Annotated in this window: 14 protein-coding genes; 6 read left to right on the top strand and 8 right to left on the bottom strand. The window is 55.6% G+C overall.

Annotation, left to right across the window (positions count from 1 at the left end; all coding sequences use genetic code 11):
* Nucleotides 1-119 precede the first annotated feature (119 nt).
* The 6 genes from AC2FLJ_RS13570 to AC2FLJ_RS13545 all read left to right on the top strand — a co-directional run bounded on the left by AC2FLJ_RS13570 (nucleotide 120) and on the right by AC2FLJ_RS13545 (nucleotide 7,855).
* Nucleotides 120-2,282, top strand: a complete 2,163-nt coding sequence (locus AC2FLJ_RS13570; RefSeq protein ID WP_496697922.1) for a serine/threonine protein kinase — start codon at nucleotides 120-122, stop codon at nucleotides 2,280-2,282.
* 206 nt (nucleotides 2,283-2,488) lie between these two features.
* Nucleotides 2,489-3,478, top strand: a complete 990-nt coding sequence (locus AC2FLJ_RS13565; RefSeq protein WP_058271980.1) for an FHA domain-containing protein — start codon at nucleotides 2,489-2,491, stop codon at nucleotides 3,476-3,478.
* 3 nt (nucleotides 3,479-3,481) lie between these two features.
* Nucleotides 3,482-4,267, top strand: a complete 786-nt coding sequence (locus AC2FLJ_RS13560; protein WP_496706255.1) for a PP2C family protein-serine/threonine phosphatase — start codon at nucleotides 3,482-3,484, stop codon at nucleotides 4,265-4,267.
* A 22-nt stretch (nucleotides 4,268-4,289) separates the two neighbouring features.
* A complete protein-coding gene (locus AC2FLJ_RS13555; RefSeq protein WP_496697926.1) occupies nucleotides 4,290-5,552 on the top strand; it encodes a substrate-binding periplasmic protein in 1,263 nt (420 codons plus the stop codon).
* Nucleotides 5,553-5,598: 46 nt separating this feature from the next.
* Entirely contained in the window at nucleotides 5,599-6,708 is a 1,110-nt protein-coding gene (locus AC2FLJ_RS13550; RefSeq protein ID WP_496697928.1) for a peptidoglycan-binding protein LysM, read from the top strand.
* A 40-nt stretch (nucleotides 6,709-6,748) separates the two neighbouring features.
* Nucleotides 6,749-7,855, top strand: a complete 1,107-nt coding sequence (locus AC2FLJ_RS13545) for a peptidoglycan-binding protein LysM (RefSeq protein ID WP_496697930.1) — start codon at nucleotides 6,749-6,751, stop codon at nucleotides 7,853-7,855.
* 277 nt (nucleotides 7,856-8,132) lie between these two features.
* Here the strand turns inward: AC2FLJ_RS13545 and AC2FLJ_RS13540 are convergent, their stop codons facing one another.
* The 8 genes from AC2FLJ_RS13540 to AC2FLJ_RS13505 all read right to left on the bottom strand — a co-directional run bounded on the left by AC2FLJ_RS13540 (nucleotide 8,133) and on the right by AC2FLJ_RS13505 (nucleotide 18,007).
* Nucleotides 8,133-10,346: an NADP-dependent isocitrate dehydrogenase gene (locus AC2FLJ_RS13540; RefSeq protein ID WP_496706252.1), complete on the bottom strand. Its 2,214-nt coding sequence runs from the start codon at nucleotides 10,344-10,346 to the stop codon at nucleotides 8,133-8,135.
* A gap of 211 nt (nucleotides 10,347-10,557) precedes the next feature.
* A complete protein-coding gene (locus AC2FLJ_RS13535; protein WP_496697934.1) occupies nucleotides 10,558-11,733 on the bottom strand; it encodes a tetratricopeptide repeat protein in 1,176 nt (391 codons plus the stop codon).
* Nucleotides 11,734-11,857: 124 nt separating this feature from the next.
* Entirely contained in the window at nucleotides 11,858-12,883 is a 1,026-nt protein-coding gene (locus tag AC2FLJ_RS13530; protein ID WP_496706249.1) for a trans-3-hydroxy-L-proline dehydratase, read from the bottom strand.
* Nucleotides 12,884-12,892: 9 nt separating this feature from the next.
* Entirely contained in the window at nucleotides 12,893-14,131 is a 1,239-nt protein-coding gene (locus AC2FLJ_RS13525; protein ID WP_496697938.1) for an NAD(P)/FAD-dependent oxidoreductase, read from the bottom strand.
* Nucleotides 14,128-15,060, bottom strand: a complete 933-nt coding sequence (locus AC2FLJ_RS13520) for a 4-hydroxyproline epimerase (RefSeq protein ID WP_496697940.1) — start codon at nucleotides 15,058-15,060, stop codon at nucleotides 14,128-14,130. Before AC2FLJ_RS13520 ends, AC2FLJ_RS13525 begins: the two co-directional genes overlap by 4 nt.
* Nucleotides 15,051-16,010, bottom strand: a complete 960-nt coding sequence (locus AC2FLJ_RS13515) for a dihydrodipicolinate synthase family protein (RefSeq protein ID WP_282119363.1) — start codon at nucleotides 16,008-16,010, stop codon at nucleotides 15,051-15,053. Before AC2FLJ_RS13515 ends, AC2FLJ_RS13520 begins: the two co-directional genes overlap by 10 nt.
* 135 nt (nucleotides 16,011-16,145) lie before the next feature.
* Complete coding sequence (locus tag AC2FLJ_RS13510; protein WP_496697943.1) at nucleotides 16,146-17,204, bottom strand: ABC transporter ATP-binding protein; 1,059 nt, start codon at nucleotides 17,202-17,204, stop codon at nucleotides 16,146-16,148.
* Nucleotides 17,201-18,007: an IclR family transcriptional regulator gene (locus tag AC2FLJ_RS13505; protein WP_496697944.1), complete on the bottom strand. Its 807-nt coding sequence runs from the start codon at nucleotides 18,005-18,007 to the stop codon at nucleotides 17,201-17,203. Before AC2FLJ_RS13505 ends, AC2FLJ_RS13510 begins: the two co-directional genes overlap by 4 nt.
* Nucleotides 18,008-18,111 lie beyond the last annotated feature (104 nt).

Genomic DNA, 18,111 nt, shown 5'->3' with positions numbered 1-18,111 from the left:
AAAGTCAAATTTGAAACGTCTAACGTACATGAGTGTCCTGCGGTTGTGTTTGGTTGTGAGTTCGCGGGCTGAAAGCCCAGTTAAGTAAGCCGCAAAACGATTAGAACGGGCGGAAAGAAATGAGCCACAACCAGGCCGTCGGCGCGACGCACGACGAACCGAAAATCGAAGGTCTTCAACCAGGCGCCAAGCTGTTGCGCGGGCAGTACGAGATCCTGCGTTTTATCAGCAATGGCGGATTTGGGATCACCTATCTCGCGCGGGACAGTCTGGAACGCGAAGTTGTGATCAAAGAGTGCTATCCCGGTGCCCTTTGCCGTCGTAACGGCGATATGGTTGAACCGGTCGAGCCGGACTACAAGGACGATCTGCGCGCAATCATCGACTTGTTTATCCTCGAAGCACGCAATCACGCTCGCTTGGTACACCCCAATATCGTCGACGTTCATCAGGTGTTCGAAGACAACGAGACCGCTTATATCGCGATGGATTTTATCCGTGGCTGCGATCTGCTGGACTACGTTGAAGATTCCAAAAACAAAGCTGGCCCGGACTTTATCGTTCAGGTCACTGAAAAAATGCTGTCGGCGGTGTCTTTCATCCACCAAAGCGGCATGCTGCACCGCGATATTTCGCCCGACAACATCCTGATCGACGAAAATGGTGATCCGGTACTGATCGACTTTGGCGCCGCGCGCGAACAGGCTGCGCACCAGTCCGCCGCGCTGATGACCCTCCGGGTTATCAAGGATGGTTATTCGCCGCATGAGTTTTATGTACGCGGCGCGGAACAAGGGCCAAGCAGTGACCTCTATGTTCTTGCGGCGACCCTGTATCACGCCATCAGCGGCGAACGTCCGATCGACGGTCAGACTCGCCTGAACGCATTCAACAACGGTCAGACGGACCCCTACACACCGCTGGCGGGGCGTATCGAAGGCTACCCCGACGGGTTCCTGGAAGCCATTGACAAGGCGATGGAAGTTCACGCAACGGATCGCCTGCAGACCGCATTAGATTGGCTACGCATGTTCCGCGGCCCCGGCGTGATGTTCGACAGCTTTGACTATCGGCCGGTGTCGGTGATCGTGGCGATGGACCAAAAAGACGAAGAAGAAGAGAAAGCCAGGATCAAGGCTGAAAGCGAAAACGCCGAAGCCGTTGTCACCGCATTGCTTGCCGGAAACACTGACATTGCACTGGGCAATGAGGACAAGAACGACGACGGGCTAGCCACGTTCACATCGAAGGATGAAGTTCCGGTCGCGGTGGATACCGTGGTCAAAAGCGGGTCCAGTGGTGCAGGCAAAATTGTTGCGGGTGTGGCCGTGGTCGCCGCTTTGGCGGCGGGCGGGTTCTTTCTGATGTCCGGAGAGGAAACTCCGGCCGAAGACACCGCATCGACGCAAACGCCCGTAGTAACGGAAACGGTGGAGGAAACCGCCGCAGTCGAAACATCCGAGCAGGAACCGGTCGAGCAAGTGACCGCAGCCGAAGTGGAGCCGGCATCAGAACCAACTGAGACCACGCAGGCCGAGGTCGCATCCACTCCAGAGCCTATTGAGCAGGCGCAAGAAGATCCGGTTGCCACGGAGCAGGAAGAAGCTGCGGCGACGGAAACGGCTGAAGCCGGGACCGTCGAGCCGACACCGCCTGTTCCGGCGGAACCGGTGAACCTCGCAGAACAGCAGATCGCATTCTCTCACTGGGACGTAGACATCCCGTTTCAGACATCACGCCGCCGGGCTTCGACCGGCAACGTGATTGCGATAACTGGTGTTGACCAGGATATGGACGCGTCAATTGTGGGTGAGTGGGTCACGCGCGGCGCCACGATCTTCACTCTGAACGGCAAGCCAGTGCAGGCAGATACGACTTTTGCTGCTCAGGTGTTGAACGATCTGAATGTGGACCCGGACGGCTACATCCGCGTTTCTGCCCGCTATCGCACATTGGGTGAAACCCGCCCTCAGAACGGATTGTTGGCACTGCCCGCAATGCACGTGATCGGCTTGGAAAATGGCTACGTTTTCACAATTCTGAACAAAGACGGTGCGGGTTGGACAACAGTTCTAAGCTCGGTTCCGCCAGAGGCAGCAGGCAGCTTGCAGGAAGGGGATGTCCTGGTCTCAGAGACAATTTCTGGCATTGGCATTGATGGCTCGGACAGCCTTGATGTTTTGTTGGCCAAACTCGTTTCCGAAGACCAGCCGCAGGCCCGTTTCAGCGTTTTGCGCAGTGGCGTCGAGACGGATGCTGACATGCCATTAGCGCAGGAGTGATCTGACCGGTTCGTATGTGATCTGCCAGTATGTATTTGCTGAGGGTAGCGCCAAATTCGGCAACCCTGACGGGAACCGGCCCGTCGCGGAAATAGAAAGTGACATTGTTGTCACAAATATCCGTGCCGTTGTGCAACCGCGCACAGAGGTAAGAAGCAGCCCCATAGGACCGTTGTCCTGTGCCAAGGAATAAAGGTGTCGACACCATGTTCAAATACAAAAGCCCTCTTAGCCGGCTTCTCGAAGGTGCCGGCAAACCGAAAGAGAACGAAGCCGAAGAAGCGGTAGCGCCCGAGGCGGAAAAGGCCGAACCAATCGCCGATTTCAATGCCCTGCGCGAAGCGCTGGCAGGCGGCAATATGTCCTCGGACAGCTACGAAGAAACCGATGAGTTGGTGCCCGAAGAGAAAATGCCGGAATTCTCTGAGGAAGACGTAGCAGATGCAACTGAGGCTGAAGATGATGTCGTCGTCGCTGAAGTTATCGCAGAAGTTCAGGACGTGGCAGACGAAGTACCCGCGCTCGAAGAAGAAACCGTGTTGACGCTGCACTCGGCAGTTGAGGAAGAAGTCGAAGAGATTGTCGAGCACGAGGTACTTGAAGTCGAGGAACCCGAGCCGGAACAGATCATCGAGGTAATCGCTGACGAACCCGCCGCAGAACCGGTGCCAGAAGCACCGGTCGCCGAAGAACCACTGGCTGAAGTTGCACCGGTTCCGCAGCCCGCGGCTGCCGAAGATCGTCGTGGTCGCGTCAAGACAACCTTCCTGGGTTTCGAACGCGCCGACACGCATGTGCAGGACCTGATCGAGACAGCAGAACCTGCAGCCAAGACAGACAATGCCGAACAGTCTTTCCCGGTTGGTTGGCTGGTCATCACTGGTGGTCCGGGCCGGGGTGCGAGCGTAACACTGACCGAGGGCTTGATGCAGATTGGCCGCAACGACGATCAGGCCATTCAGCTCGACTTTGGAGACACTGGTATTTCCCGCAGCAACCATGCGGTGATTGCTTATGACCCCGAAGACCGCAAATGTTATCTGGGACACGGCGGCAAGGCCAACCTTGTGCGTCTGAACGGGAAGCCGGTTCTCAGCACCGTCCCACTGTCCAGCGGGGATCTGATCCGCATCAGCGAAACATCAGTCCGCTTTGCCGCCTTCTGTGACGATGGCTTTGACTGGCGGGATTCCTAATAGATGCTGGCGACACCGGCATATGATATTGCGCTGATCCTGGACAAGGGCCAGCGTGACACGCAGGAGGACGCGGTTGCTTCGCGCATGTTCGATGCGACGAATGCAAGCTATGTCGTCGTCGCTGACGGCATGGGCGGGCATGCGGCAGGTGAAGTCGCCTCGGACCTTGTGATCCAGGCCTGGCGTGACGCGTTAGATGCCGAGCTTGAAGGTTCAACGACACCCGAGTCCGCTTTGATCGACGCGTTGCCCCTTGCGGCAATGCATGCCAATGCGTCCATTGCCGGTTATTCCGAGGAACAAGGTACTGGATTCAACATGGGCTCAACCATGTTGGGCACTTTGTTGTTGGGCCAGCGGCTGTTCTGGATTTCGATCGGCGACAGCCCGCTTTACCTGTTCCGGGACGGAGAGCTGTCGCAGATCAACGAAGATCACTCGATGGCTCCTATGATTGATGCACAATTGGCCGAAGGGACTTTGACCGAGGCCGAAGCTCTGGCGCATCCTGACCGTAACCAACTGACTTCGGTCATCATGGGTGCGGCAATTCCAAAGGTCGATTGCCCGGAAACCCCGCTGGACCTGACACCTTCGGATGTTTTGGTTCTGGGAAGCGACGGCCTCCAATATCTCAGCAACGCTGAAATTCGGTCCATTCTTCAAACCAATGCCAGCGGGCTTGCACAAGACATAGCCGGGGCGCTGCAGGCCGCGCTGAACGCTAAGGGCGACCCAGATCAGGACAACATCTCAATCGGTGTTGTCAAACTTACAAAAAACTAAACAAGGCAAAGCAACAGGACCCATGAGAAACCATCTGATCATATCAAGCCTGGCACTTGCTGCCGCTGCGGGTACCGCCTCGGCACAACAGGCATGCTCAACCTACGAAATTCAACGAGGCGACAGCCTGCGCGAGTTATCCATCGAAGTTTATTCGACCGAAGACTTTCGTATCATTTACGATGCAAACCGGGACTTGATCGGGAACAATCCGAACATCATTCGGGTAGGCGACGTTCTGACCATGCCTTGTTTGGAAGAGATCGGGCGTGCACCGGCCGCGCCGCAGACTGAAGCCGAAGCCATGGCCGCCGAAATGGCCGCCGAGCTGGTCAAGGCAGCCGAGAATCGCGCGGCGAAAGCCATCGCAGAGGCTGAAGCCCGCGTTGCCGAAGCCGAAGCTGAAGCCAAAAAGGCAAGCGAAGATGCAGTGATCGATGCAAAATCGGCTGCCAAGGATGAGATCGAATCCGCGCGGGCAGAAGCCGCAGCGCTGATCCGTAATGCAGACGCCGGCGAACGCCCAGAGATCCGCGACCGTCAGTTGTTGCTTATCACTGGCGGTAACTATGCGCCTTTCACCGACGAGGCCCTGCCCAATCGCGGGCTCTACACCTACCTTGTCGAGACAGCGATGCTGCGTGCCGCACCCGAGCAGGCTTATAAGATCCAGTTCGTCAATGACTGGTCATCGCATCTGGACCTGCTGATGCCGACACTGGCGTTCGATGCCACCTTCCCATGGTCGCGTCCGAACTGCGAGGCAGCAGAGACTTTGTCGGAAAAGGACCGTACGCGGTGCGAAACGTACGACTTCTCTAACCCGTTCTACGAAGTTGTGGACACGTTCTTTGCCCGCGAAGGATCGGGCTATGAGCAAACACTGACCTATGCTGACTTCGCCGGGACAACCATCTGTCGGCCGGAAGGCTGGTCGTTGTCACACATGGATGAGGTCGGGTTGTATGAACCGGCAATCTCGCTTGTGCGCCCGGTTTCACCTGATGACTGCTTTCACGCCGTTATGGACGGGACAGCCGACATCGTTGCAATCGAAGCTCATCTGGCGATCGAAGCTATCGGACGGCTGGGATACGAACACCGTATTATTGAAAACCCCAATCTGGCGGCGATCAAATCCCTTAACGTCATGACCCATAAAGATAATCCAGATGGCGAAGCGATCCTGGAGACGCTGAATCAAGGTCTGGCAATCATGCAGCAATCCGGCGAATGGCGCGACATCGTGTCAACCGCCCTACGCCATCAAATGGAAAACGGCTGAAACACTTTTAAGCCTTCTCAATTACTATCTCTGGAGAAAACAACTAATGCCTAAACTACCGCTCCATAACGTTGCGATGACCTCTGCTGCCGTCATCGCGTTAAGCGCCGGAGCCGCCGCCGCCCAGCAAGCCTGTACGAATTATACGGTACAGGATGGTGACACGATGGCCACCATTGCGATTGCTGCTTACGGTACGTCAAACTACCAGCCAATTTTCAACGCAAACCGGAACTCGATTAGCAACCCCAACGATCTGGCACCTGGTCTGGCGCTTGTGCTTCCGTGTGAGGACGGCAGCTTGCCGAACGGCCAAAGCGCACGCGAGATTATTGCTGAACAGCAAGAACGTTTTGCGAGCTCGACCCAAACAAGTTCGTTCAAAGCCCCAATCAAACTGGTTACGGGCAACGGCTGGGCTCCGTTCGCGGATGAGACCCTGAACGGCGGTGGTTTCATCACTCGATTGGGAACAACGGCTCTGCAACGGGCAGGCAATGCGCACGAGTATTCGATCAGCTTTGTCGATGACTGGAACTCGCATATCGAAACCCTGCTTCCGCTGGGCGCGTTTGACGTGTCGATGGCGTGGAACATGCCCGATTGCACCAACCGTAGTTACGAATGGTCCTGGGAAACAGAAATCCGCTGTACGCAATTCCACGCGTCAGCACCTGTGTACGACATCGTCTTGGGTTTCTACACACTTCCCCAAAGCGATTACGCCAGTGCTACAAGCTTTGAAAATCTGAAAGGTGCAACCGTCTGCCGTATGGAAGGTTGGTTCATCCACGACCTCGAACAAGAAGGTCTGCAACCAGAAAAAACCATCGATCTGCTGCAACCCGTTACCGCGCGGGAATGCTTGGATGCCGTCCTAACTGGCTCCGCGGATGTCGCGACCTTCGAAGTTCAGCTTTTTGCCGACGCAATGGCTGAAATGGGTCTCAACGAGAACGATCTCGTCGAAAACCCGTATGTCACGACACTTTCAGCCCTGCGGTTCATTACTCACCGGTCCAACCCAATGGGTAAACAATACTTGGCGATGCTGAACAAAGGCCTGAACGAAATGCGGGAGTCTGGCGAATGGTACGCCATCATCTCGGACACACTGAATGAGCACAATGAACGACTAATAGCCTCATCCGGCTAAGGATCCACTTTCCAAATTCCAACCCACGGGAGGAAAAACAATGCACAAACAAAAATTTAACACCAAGGTGATGACGGCGACTGCCGTCCTCACACTCACCGCAGGCGCAGCGGCAGCGCAGGAAGCCTGTTCAAACTACACGGTCTCGGACGGTGACACGATGGCCACCATCGCGATCGCTGCCTACGGAACGTCGAACTATCAGCCCATCTTCAACGCAAACCGTAACATCATCACCAACCCGAACGACCTTGCGCCAGGTCTGGTTCTGGCCCTGCCCTGTGAAGATGGCAGCCTGCCAAACGGTCAATCCGCGCAGGAGCTGATCGCTGCGGAAGAGCAACGTGCAGCAAGCGTCAAGCGTTCGAATGTCTATGCCCCGCCGATCAAAATGGTTGCGGGTAACGGCTGGGAACCCTTTACCAGTGAAGCACTGGGCGGCGGCGGCATCATGACCCGTCTGGCTACGACCAGTCTTCAACGTGCCGGCAACAGCCGCGACTACTCGGTCAGTTTTGTCGATGACTGGAGCTCGCATCTGGACACATTGTTGCCGCTTGGCGCGTTCGATATTTCGATCGCATGGACCGTTCCGGATTGTACGAACCGCACATACGAATGGTCGTCAGAAACCGAAGCGCGTTGTACGCAATTTGTGGCTTCTGTCCCTGTATACGACATCGTAGGCGGCTTCTTCACATTGCCGGAAAGCGACTACGCCAGCGCGACCAAATTCGAGGACTTCGTAGGTTCTACCATTTGCCGCATGTCAGGCTGGAGCATGGTTGTTCTGGAAGAAGTCGGATTGAACCGCGAAAACACAACTGTGGTCCAACCCAACTCGGCCCGCGAATGTCTTGATGCTGTTTTGACCGGCACGGCGGATGTCGCCGCGTTTGAGGTCGATCTGTTCGCTTCGACCATGAACGACATGGGACTGACTTCGTCTGATCTGGTTGAAAACCCATATGTTTCGACCTTGTCCTCGATGAGCTTCCTTGCGCACCGCACCAACCCGTTTGCTCGCGAATATATCGCGATGATGAACAAGGGCCTGAACGAAATGCGTGAGTCGGGCGAATGGTACGCGATTATCTCGGACACCCTTCGCGAACAAAACGAAAAGCTGAACGCAGCATCTAACTGATCATTCGACTTTTCGCGCGAATTGGGCCGGTCATTTGACCGGCCCTTTTTCGTTTAAAACAGGCGGTTTAGCTATAGGTTGAACCCAAATTTCCCAAAAGTACGGGAATCCCCTAATTTCCAAAACTCGTGGATTAGTTAACGTGAATTCAACTACACCGGTGAGGCTTCGGCCTGACCACTCACTCAAAAAAGGGCCGACTTTGGGGGTCGGCCCTTTTTTCTATTGATCTCATCAATCCGAAAATACCCACGCCGCAAAACGTGGGTACTGTTTATCAGCCGATGATTGCGTTCAGTGTCGCGCTGGGGCGCATTACCGCTGCGGTCTTGGCAGGATCGGTGTGATAATATCCACCAAGATCCGCGGCAGCACCCTGAGCGGTCGCCAGCTCAGACAGGATCTGATCTTCTTTATCCGCCAGCTCTTTTGCAATCGGCGTGAATTCTGCTGCCAATTCAGCATCACCCGATTGCGCGGCCAGAGCCTCAGCCCAATAGCGTGCGAACCAATAGTGGCTGTCACGGTTATCTGGCTGCCCAACTTTACGGCTGGGCGATTTATTGTTGTCCAGGATGCCTTGCGTGGCCGCTTCGGCCGCGGCACCCAGAACACCCGCTTTGGCGTTGCCATTATTGTCGGCTAGGAAGTTCAGCGATTCACCCAAGGCACAGAACTCACCCATCGAGTCCCAGCGCAGGTGGTTTTCCTCAACCAATTGCTGCACGTGTTTCGGAGCGGACCCACCCGCGCCGGTTTCGAACAGACCACCGCCATTCATCAGCTTCACAATCGACAGCATCTTGGCCGATGTTCCCAGTTCCAGGATCGGGAACAGGTCAGTCAGGTAGTCGCGCAACACGTTGCCCGTGATAGCGATGCTGTCCTTACCTGCCGTGATGGTTTCCAACGACTGGCGGGTCGCCTCGCGCGGAGCCATGATCAGGAACTTGTCGGCTACGCCAGCTGCCTCGAGTGCCGGTTTGACGTATTTGATCAGCTCCGCGTCATGGGCGCGGTTTGCGTCCAGCCAGAAGATCGCTTCGGATCCAGTCAAACGCTGCCGGTCCATGGCCAGCTGGATCCAGTTTTCGATAGGAGCTTTCTTCACAGTGCAGGCACGCCAAATGTCGCCCTTTTCAACGTCATGCGAATGCAGCGTCTCGCCATTGGCCAAAACGATACGGATGGCACCGTCGGCCGGCGCTTGGAACGTTGTTGGGTGCGAACCGTATTCTTCCGCTTTTTGCGCCATCAGGCCGACGTTGGCTACAGCACCGACAGTTGCAGGGTTCAGCGCGCCATTGGCTTTGAAAAACTTGATGCTCTCATCATAAACTGATGCATAGCAACGGTCGGGAATCACACAATTGGTGTCGCCCTTGGCACCGGCCTCGTTCCAGCCTTTTCCGCCCGCCCGGATTATGGCGGGCATCGAGGCGTCGATGATCACGTCTGACGGCACGTGCAGGTTAGTAATGCCTTTGTCACTGTCGACCATATACATGGACGGGCGATCACCTTTGATCGCTTCGATGGCAGCCACAATATCGGCATTGCCCTGAACACGTTCCAGCAAATCGCCCAGACCAGAATTAGGGTTCACACCCAATGCGTCCAGTTCAGCGCTGAACTTTTCGAATACCGGGGCTAGCCAGGCTTTGACAGCAAAGCCAAAGATGATCGGGTCCGAGACCTTCATCATCGTGGCTTTCATGTGCAGTGAGAACATGGTGCCGTCTTTCTTGGTGTCCTCAATCGCATCTGTCAGGAAGGATGACAGCGCCTTGACGGACATGAAAGTGGCGTCAGCAACTGTGCCCTCGGCCAGCGGCCAGGCGTCTTTCAGGATAGTGACGCTGCCGTCTTTGCCGACGAACTCGATCTTGGCATCACCCGCCTGAGTGGCGGTAATGGTGGCTGACTTCTCGTTAGCGTAGAAATCATTGCCAGACATCGACGACACTTTGGTTTTACTGTCCGACGCCCACTCCCCCATCGAATGCGGGTTCTTCTGAGCATAGTTCTTCACCGCACGCGCCGCGCGACGATCCGAGTTACCTTCGCGCAGTACCGGGTTCACAGCCGAGCCTTTGATCGCGTCGTAACGCGCACGGATCGCCTTTTCCTCGTCAGTCGAGGGTTCTTCGGGGTAGTTCGGAATGTCATAGCCTTGCGACTGCAACTCTTCGATTGCCGCCACCAACTGCGGGACCGACGCCGAGATGTTGGGAAGTTTGATGACGTTCGCATCCGGAGTTTTCACTAACTCGCCCAGAGCTGCGAGATCATCGGTGATGCGTTGCGCGTCAGTCAGGTTCTCGGGGAACGTTGCCAGAATACGACCCGCCAGTGAAATGTCCTTGGTTCCGACACTGACACCCGCCGCAGAGGCGAATTTGCGAATGATGGGCAGAAACGATGCGCTGGCCAGTTCGGGCGCTTCGTCTACAATGGTATACAATATGTCGAAGTTTGAGTTATCTGCCATATTCTTTTACCTTTTTTAAGCCTTTCGGGGCGTGCGATCCTAGAGTGTGCCACAAACGGGTGGCTAATGATGGGCGTGTTCAACCTACCGCCCAACGGTGACTCTGTGTTGACAAGGTCTCCCATAAATCACGATTGGCTTGGGATCAATCGTCTAAACGGGGCGCAAATTGCCACGGGTATGAGAATGTGGATAGAGGTTTTAGCTAAAACTACTGAGCACCGGTTGTGAGGGTCATTACTGGCGCTACTTTTTCCGGCAGCCCGTACGCCATGAAGCCGCTTTGTTTTTCAAGTTGACCGAGGTAATCTGCGATTGCGGCGTTCAAATGCTCAACAGAACCGGCGTCCGCCTCGCGCGGAACCGAGATTCCGAATCCTCGCATAACTAGTATCAAAATGTAGCGCCCATTCTCTCCGGTTTCCTCAAGGAAACCTTGGAGTACGGACATGGCGAGGTCCGGCCTGCCAAAGGCAGCAAGCAACGTGTAGCGGTGCAACCACTCTTCATCTTGACCCAAGGCATACCAATTCGAAACTTTGCGAAACCATCGCTTAGGGAAAACCAACTTAGCAAAGTCTCGCTGTACAGCGTAATCTGCATATTCGTTCACAAATTCAATGCCTTTGTCTTCGTCGCCGATTTTCAGATGTATCATGGCTGGCATAAACAACTCGTATTTTTCGCCAGGCTCCAGCCGAGCGAGCGTCGCAGATGCCGTAAGAGCGCTTTCATGATCTCCTGCGACATTCAGATCGTAGAGCAAACGAGCACTATACACCCATGTTTGATCGGGCCAACGCTGTTCGGCTTGTGCAAGAAACTGTTCGACCGCGTCATGTCCATTTACGTCGTAGTGAGCATTGATCAGTACTGTTCCCGCATCCCCATTGCTCGGGTCGAGTTCCAGAACCTTCTCCAACCCATGAATGGCGGCTAGAGTGTTTCCCTGGCCCCTGTCGAACTGAGCTTTGTGAAACAAAGCGTCAGTGCTGCTTGGGGCAAGCAACAAAGCTTTTTCATACGCTGCTTCAGCAGATTGGACATCGCCTGCCGCGTAATAGGCAATAGCACGCCACAAAGTCGACTGCGGGTCGTTCGGAAATAGAGCCAATGCGCTGGTATAATCCAGAATTGCCTTTTCGTACTGTTTGCCGCTGTAGTACGCCCAACCACGAGATCTCAGCAATGTGTTCCGGTTTTCTGGGGTAACATCTTCGCCATTCATCAAAGTTGTGCAGGCCGCGATCACATGTGCCGTGCCGCCTTTGTTGCCAAGGCATGACTGGGCCAGCTGCGTGTAATTTGGTCCGGATTTTGATGGTGAATTGAAGGACAGCAACAACGTGGCGATCACAATAACCAGGGCGGCAAGACGAATGTGCATTACACCTCCAATCTGTTCAAATCACTCACCTTAAAGTGGCAATCCAGAACCTATACTCAAGGAAACGGGTCGCCAAATTTGCGTAATGAAACGGAAAAGACACAAGCGCAATCGCAGAAGTTGATCAAACGCCCCAAGTGTCACTCAACCGATACCCACCCGGCCAAGGGTCGTCTGGATCAAGCATGTGCTGATGGGTTCCGGTGATCCATCCGCGCCCGCTGATTTCTGGAATGATAGCGGGTTGGGCACCAACTTGCGTTTCCCGAACAATTCTCCCGGTAAAGCGCGAGCCAATGATCGAGACGGCCTCGAGGGTTTGCCCAACCGTCATCTGCCCTTTGGCCGCCATTAACGCCATGCGCGCAGATACTGCTGTGCCAGTGGGCGAGCGATCCACCTTCCCGGGCTGGATGGCAACGGCAGATTTACCGCGCCAACCAGTCGGCGTCTTTTCAAGCGGGCCACAAAAAGCGCAAAAGGAAATGTGGGTCCAATCTGGGTTCTCGGGATGCGAGAACCCCAGTTGGGCATTGGCGGCATTCGTAATTGTAACGCCGGTCCGGGCGATTTCACGCGCTTCGTCTTGGGTTGTATCAAACCCCAGCTTAGCGGCATCTACAACCACGAAACTGTCGCCTCCAAAAGCCGTATCAACAGTCAGCGTGCCCAAACCCGGAACCTCTAACGGGACAGAGAGCTTACCCGCAAAACTGGGGAGGTTCTGCACGTGGATCCGTTCTGCCTTACCGCCCCGGCATTCAGCGCGCACGCGAACCAGGCCTCCGGGCGCTTCAAGCGTCAGAATTGTCTCGGGTTCTTGCATTGCTATGATCCCGCTATCCAGCAAAACCGTCGCAACACAGATTGAGTTTGAGCCGGACATGGGTGGAGTGTCCTCGGGCTCCATAATGATAAAGGCGGCATCGGCATCCGGATGTTTGGGCGGAACCAGAAGATTGATATGACGAAACACACCGCCTCGCGGTTCGTTCAGTACGAAATTTCGTAACGTTTGATTGTTGGCGATATGCGTCCGTTGCTCCCAGATCGTGTCACCGGGCGGCGGAGAGACCCCGCCAACGATGACGTCGCCAACCTCGCCTTCGGCATGGGCCGACACAACATGAATGGTCTTAGTGCTGCGCATATCCCCTCCTCAAAATCGGGTGGCGGCGTAAGGCGACAATGATATTGGTGGGTCTTGCCCATCGACCAGCGCCCCGACGAGTTCCGCAGTTCCCGCAGATTGGGTCAGGCCCAAATGCCCGTGCCCGAATGCGTAAACGACATCCGCCGATTTACGAGACGGGCCGATCACCGGAATGCCGTCCGGCAACGATGGACGATACCCCATCCATTGCGTGCCACTTTCGGTTTTTAGTCCAGGCAGGAACGCCGCCGCCTTTTCCAACAAAATATCGGCGCGCTTGTAGTTTGGCGGTAAGGTTAACCCGCCCAGTTCGACGGCCCCCCCTACACGCACGCCACCATTTATTTTGCTGGCAACAAAGCCGTGGCGCGAGAATGTTAGGTGCATACGCAAATCAAATGCGCCTTCCGGCAAAGTCGTATTGTATCCACGCTCGGTTTCCAGTGGAATGCGATCGCCCAATGTTTGCACGATGTGATGAGACCAAGCACCTGCGGCAACCACCACCCTGCTCGCTTCGATTGTTCCGTCCGCGCATGCGACCCGCACACCATTTTCCTGCGGTGACAGGGTTCGGATATCTTTCCGTTCAATCCGACCGCCGCGACCCTGAAAGACCTCAGCAAGGTGTTCGACCCATCGTTTTGGATCAACAGTGTTCAGCCAGTTCGGCGTAAATCCGGCATGGGTGAACCGAGGGCTGAGTCCCGGCTGCATCTCGGCAATTGCGGCCGGGCTTTCAAGCAGTTCAAATTCGATCCCGTGTTCGCGCCGCAATTTCCATGTCGGCAAACTGGCGCGATATTCAGCCTCGCTTTCATACAACTGCATCTGCCCATCGCGTTGCAGCAAGTGCTCGCCATCGACGGTAGATATCAGTTGATCAAGCGCAGTTTTGGAAAACGCCATCAAACTGGCTTGTGCACCAAACAAGTTTTCATAGCGGTCCGGTCGGCTGGCGCGCCAAAACCGGTACATCCACGGCGCAATTTTCAAGGCGTAGGCCGGCGGGATAGATAGTGGGCCCAACGGATCCAACAACCACTTCGGTGCTTTGCGCATGATGCCGGGCGTGGCCAGTGGTTCGACCTCAGAAAAGGCAAACGCCCCGGCGTTACCGGCTGATGTTTCAGCCGCGATGCCCTTGCGATCCAAGACAAGCACGGAATGGCCCCGTCGTTGCAGTTCGAGCGCGGTCGTAATCCCAATTACTCCGGCGCCGATGACAACGACTTGTAAGGTCATGTTTCGATCCCGGCTCTGAAAGGATCGTTATCGTTGAACAACAACGTCGCTTCGGCCATGACGAATGCTTGTCCGGTGATCGAGGGGATAACACCCCCGTTTAGCCCGGGCTGGTAGGACAGCCGATAGGAACTGCCAATCACGCTTTGTTGGATGATCTCCTGACTCGGCGCTAAGCGCCCGTCCGCCGCCAGACAGGCCAGTCGGGCCGAGCTGCCCGTTCCGCACGGTGAGCGGTCATAATTGTCATCGGGGCACAGAACGAAATTGCGACTGTAAACTGACGGATCTGGTGAATCATCTTGAAAGATAACGTGGTCAATTGGTTCGCCTTTTTCGCCGCCAACCCCGCGCGTGATCGAAGCCTCTCGGATGGCGACCGTCATATCCGTCAGTTGGCGAATATTGGCAGGCTCGACCGGGATCGGGCTGGGATCAACGATGAAGAACCAGTTGCCGCCATATGCAACGTCGCCTGTGACATGGCCATAGCCCGCGACATCCAGTGTAACGGCCTGATGAATTCTGCGGCTTTCAACGTTGATCACGGTTGCGGTGTTTGCATCGTGCAACTTGACCGTCACCACCCCGGCAGGCGTTTCGATCCGGTGTTGGCCCACGTCGATTCGTCCCAGATGAGCCAATGTGACCGCCAGACCGATGGTTCCGTGCCCACACATGCCCAAAACGGCATCGACATCGAAATAGATCACACCAGTCACGCATGTCGGATCAACCGGCTCGACCAGTAACGCAGCGACCATGGCTGGCTGGCCGCGCGGCTCTAACATGACAGAGCGATAGAACGCCTCATGCTCTGTCGCCAGCCGCTGTGCTCGTTCCGCCAACGGCCCAGAGCCTAGATCGGGCGCGCCATCCAGTATGACACGCGTCGGTTCGCCGCCTGTGTGACTGTCGATCACGTGCATTCAGCGATCACCCCACCCTGTTTCGACCAATCGGCATACCAAATCTGGAACAGATCATATTGCTGTTCGCAATAGTTACGTTGTGCATCCGTCAACTCATCCGTTTCGTTAAAGTGCAATCGGTATTCCTGTTCCCCGTTCAGGACCAACAAGTGCTTGTAATACAGCACCAGATCCGGGCCTTCGTCAAAGCTGGAAAGTACTTGAATCGCCTCGGTCAGTTCCAGTGCGCGCTTGCGGGCCTCAGCATGGCCTTGCGCCGCTTTTTTGGACAAAGCAGCCAGCAACAGCGCTTCGCGCGGCAAGGCTGTGCCAATCCCGGTGATCGACCCGGTTGCGCCGCAGTTTACGAAACCGTGGAAGACCTCGGTATCAACACCCACCATCAGGGTTACCTGATCGTCCTGACTGGTAATGTTCTCGGCCGCATATCGCAGGTCGTCTTTGCCGCCGAATTCCTTGAAGCCAATCAGATTTGAATGTTCTGTGCGCAGAGCAAAGAACAGGTCAGCCCGCGTAGCAAAGCCATAATACGGGCTGTTGTAGATGATCGCCGGAACATCGGGGGCGGCTGACAAAATCGCTTTGAAGTGGTTCCTCTGCGCGGCAGGTGAACTGCCGCGAGACAGAACGCGTGGAATGACCATCAGGCCAACGGCGCCTACCTTTTGTGCATGGGCTGCATGGGCCACGGCGGATTTGGTGTTGATGGCTCCGGTCCCGACCACAACGGGCAAACCCGCGTCGACCAAACGCTCGACACCTTCCATCCGCTGTGCATCGGTCAACAAGGGCCAATCCCCCATCGAGCCGCAGTAGACCACCGCGGACATACCCGCGTCGATCATCTGCTTTCCTTTGTGCACCAACGCATCAAAGTCAGGCGTCCGGTCGGGTTTGCATGGTGTCATCAGAGCGGGCATCGTGCCGGTGAACACATTGGTCGACATTGGTAAATTCCTCGATGGCTGGGCGGTTACACACGCTTTTAGAATCGCCATAACGGATATTGGATACAAAATCCAGAAAAATTGAAAACGCGCCGGATCGATGATCGGGCGCGCTCAAATTACAAAATGGATTTTTCAGCGAAGGCGGTGACCTGTTTCGGGATCGAACAGCATCGCGCGTTCCGGTCGCACTGACAGCCCGATGCGTTCACCCTGTTTGCTGCGCTGATCTTCTCGTTCCTCGACAATCAGCTTATCGCCATTGGGCGTCAGCAGATACGTATAGCTGACACCGCCAAGCGCTTCGGTCAGATCAACCGTGCAAGTATCGCCTGCCCGATCCACTGCGATGTGTTCCGGACGTATGCCAAGGGTCACTTTACTCATCCCTGCCGGTACGTTTACAGGCACATCCAGCGGCTCGCTGAGAGCCGGGTGCGAAACCTTTCCATCGACGATGTCGCAATCAAGGAAATTCATGGCTGGTGACCCGATAAACCCCGCTACAAACCGATTGTCTGGGTCCCGATACAAATCCATCGGCGCGCCGACCTGTTCGATCCGGCCATCGCGCAGCACAACGATCTTGTCGGCCATAGTCATCGCCTCGACCTGATCGTGAGTTACATAAATCATGGTCGCGCCAATTTCATTGTGCAGCCGCGCAATTTCAACCCGCATTTCGACCCGCAATTCAGCATCAAGGTTGGACAAGGGCTCGTCGAACAAAAACACTTCGGGCCCCCGCACGATGGCACGCCCGATGGCGACCCGCTGGCGTTGACCGCCAGACAGGGCTTTGGGTTTGCGCTTAAGGTATTGATCCAACTTGAGGATGTTCGAAGCGTCTTGCACTTTCTTGTTGATCTCGGACTTTTCCACGCCATTCATGCGCAAGCCAAAACCCATATTCTCAGCCACAGTCATGTGTGGATAAAGGGCGTAGGTCTGGAACACCATGGCCACGCCACGCTTGGCCGGGTCCATATGGGTCACTTCGCGGGCACCTATATGGATTTGCCCTTCGGTTGTTTCCTCAAGGCCCGCGATCATCCGCAGCAAAGTGGATTTACCACAGCCCGACGGGCCAACGAAGACACAGAACTCTCCATCTTCGATTTCCAGATCAATGCCGTGAATAACCTGCGTCTCGCCATACCGCTTGATCGCCTGGTTTAGAGTCACACCTGTCATGTTGCTTGCATCCTGTCTGTGTCGGCGCTTGGGCGGGTCTCGGGGAACCGCCAGGCCTGTGCTTCGGCTCCGATTTGTTCGGCCACACGGCGAACACGGGGAACCCAGGTTTCCAATTGGTCGAAATTCATCCGTTCGGTCGATCCGGTCACGGAAATCGCCCCCAACATCCGCCCGCCCGAGGTGAGGATAGGACAGGCAATGCAGATGATGCCGGGCTCATGCTCTTCGTCATCGACGGCATAGCCACGGTTGCGGATCAGGTCGAGATCGGCACGCAACGCCGCCTCCGAGGTCAGTGTCTTGTCGGTAAAGCGGTGGTAGCTTTGCTGAGACACGGCGCGGTCCAGCGCGGCCTCATCCAAAAACGCCATCATGGCCTTACCGACGCCAGTGCAATAGGCCGGGCCGACCTTGCCAGCCTGCGAATACATCTCAATCGGCTGGGCCGCATTGCGTTTATCCACGTACAGCACCTGATTTGAATCAAGCTGTGCCAAATGCACCGTTTCCCCGGTTTCCCGGCTCAATGCATCCAGAAAAGGACGCGCAATTGGCGCGAGCGAGCTTTGTGTCCACGCTGCATGAGCCAGCCGAACCAATCGCAAACCAGGCGTATATGTCTGTCGGTCCGGATCATACGACAGCATTCCCTGATTGGTCAGCGTTTGCAGAAACCGATACAGGGTCGCCTTGGGGAAATTGCTGCTTTCCAACAGCTCTGCGAATCGAACCGGGCGCGCGAATGCAGCCACCTGATCCAGCACATCACATGCTTTTCCTATTGTTCCGTCACCAGCCACGGATGCCTGTTCTCCTCCAATTAACCCATCGCAATCGGCACGAGGGTCTTGACAAGACTAACCGAGTTGATGTGTAGTTTTCAATATATAAAACACAGTTTCAC

It is taken from the genome of Ruegeria sp. CDSA034 (genome assembly GCF_059612275.1).
Note: the sequence above shows the minus strand (reverse complement) of the source record. Positions and strands in the feature narration are given on the sequence as shown.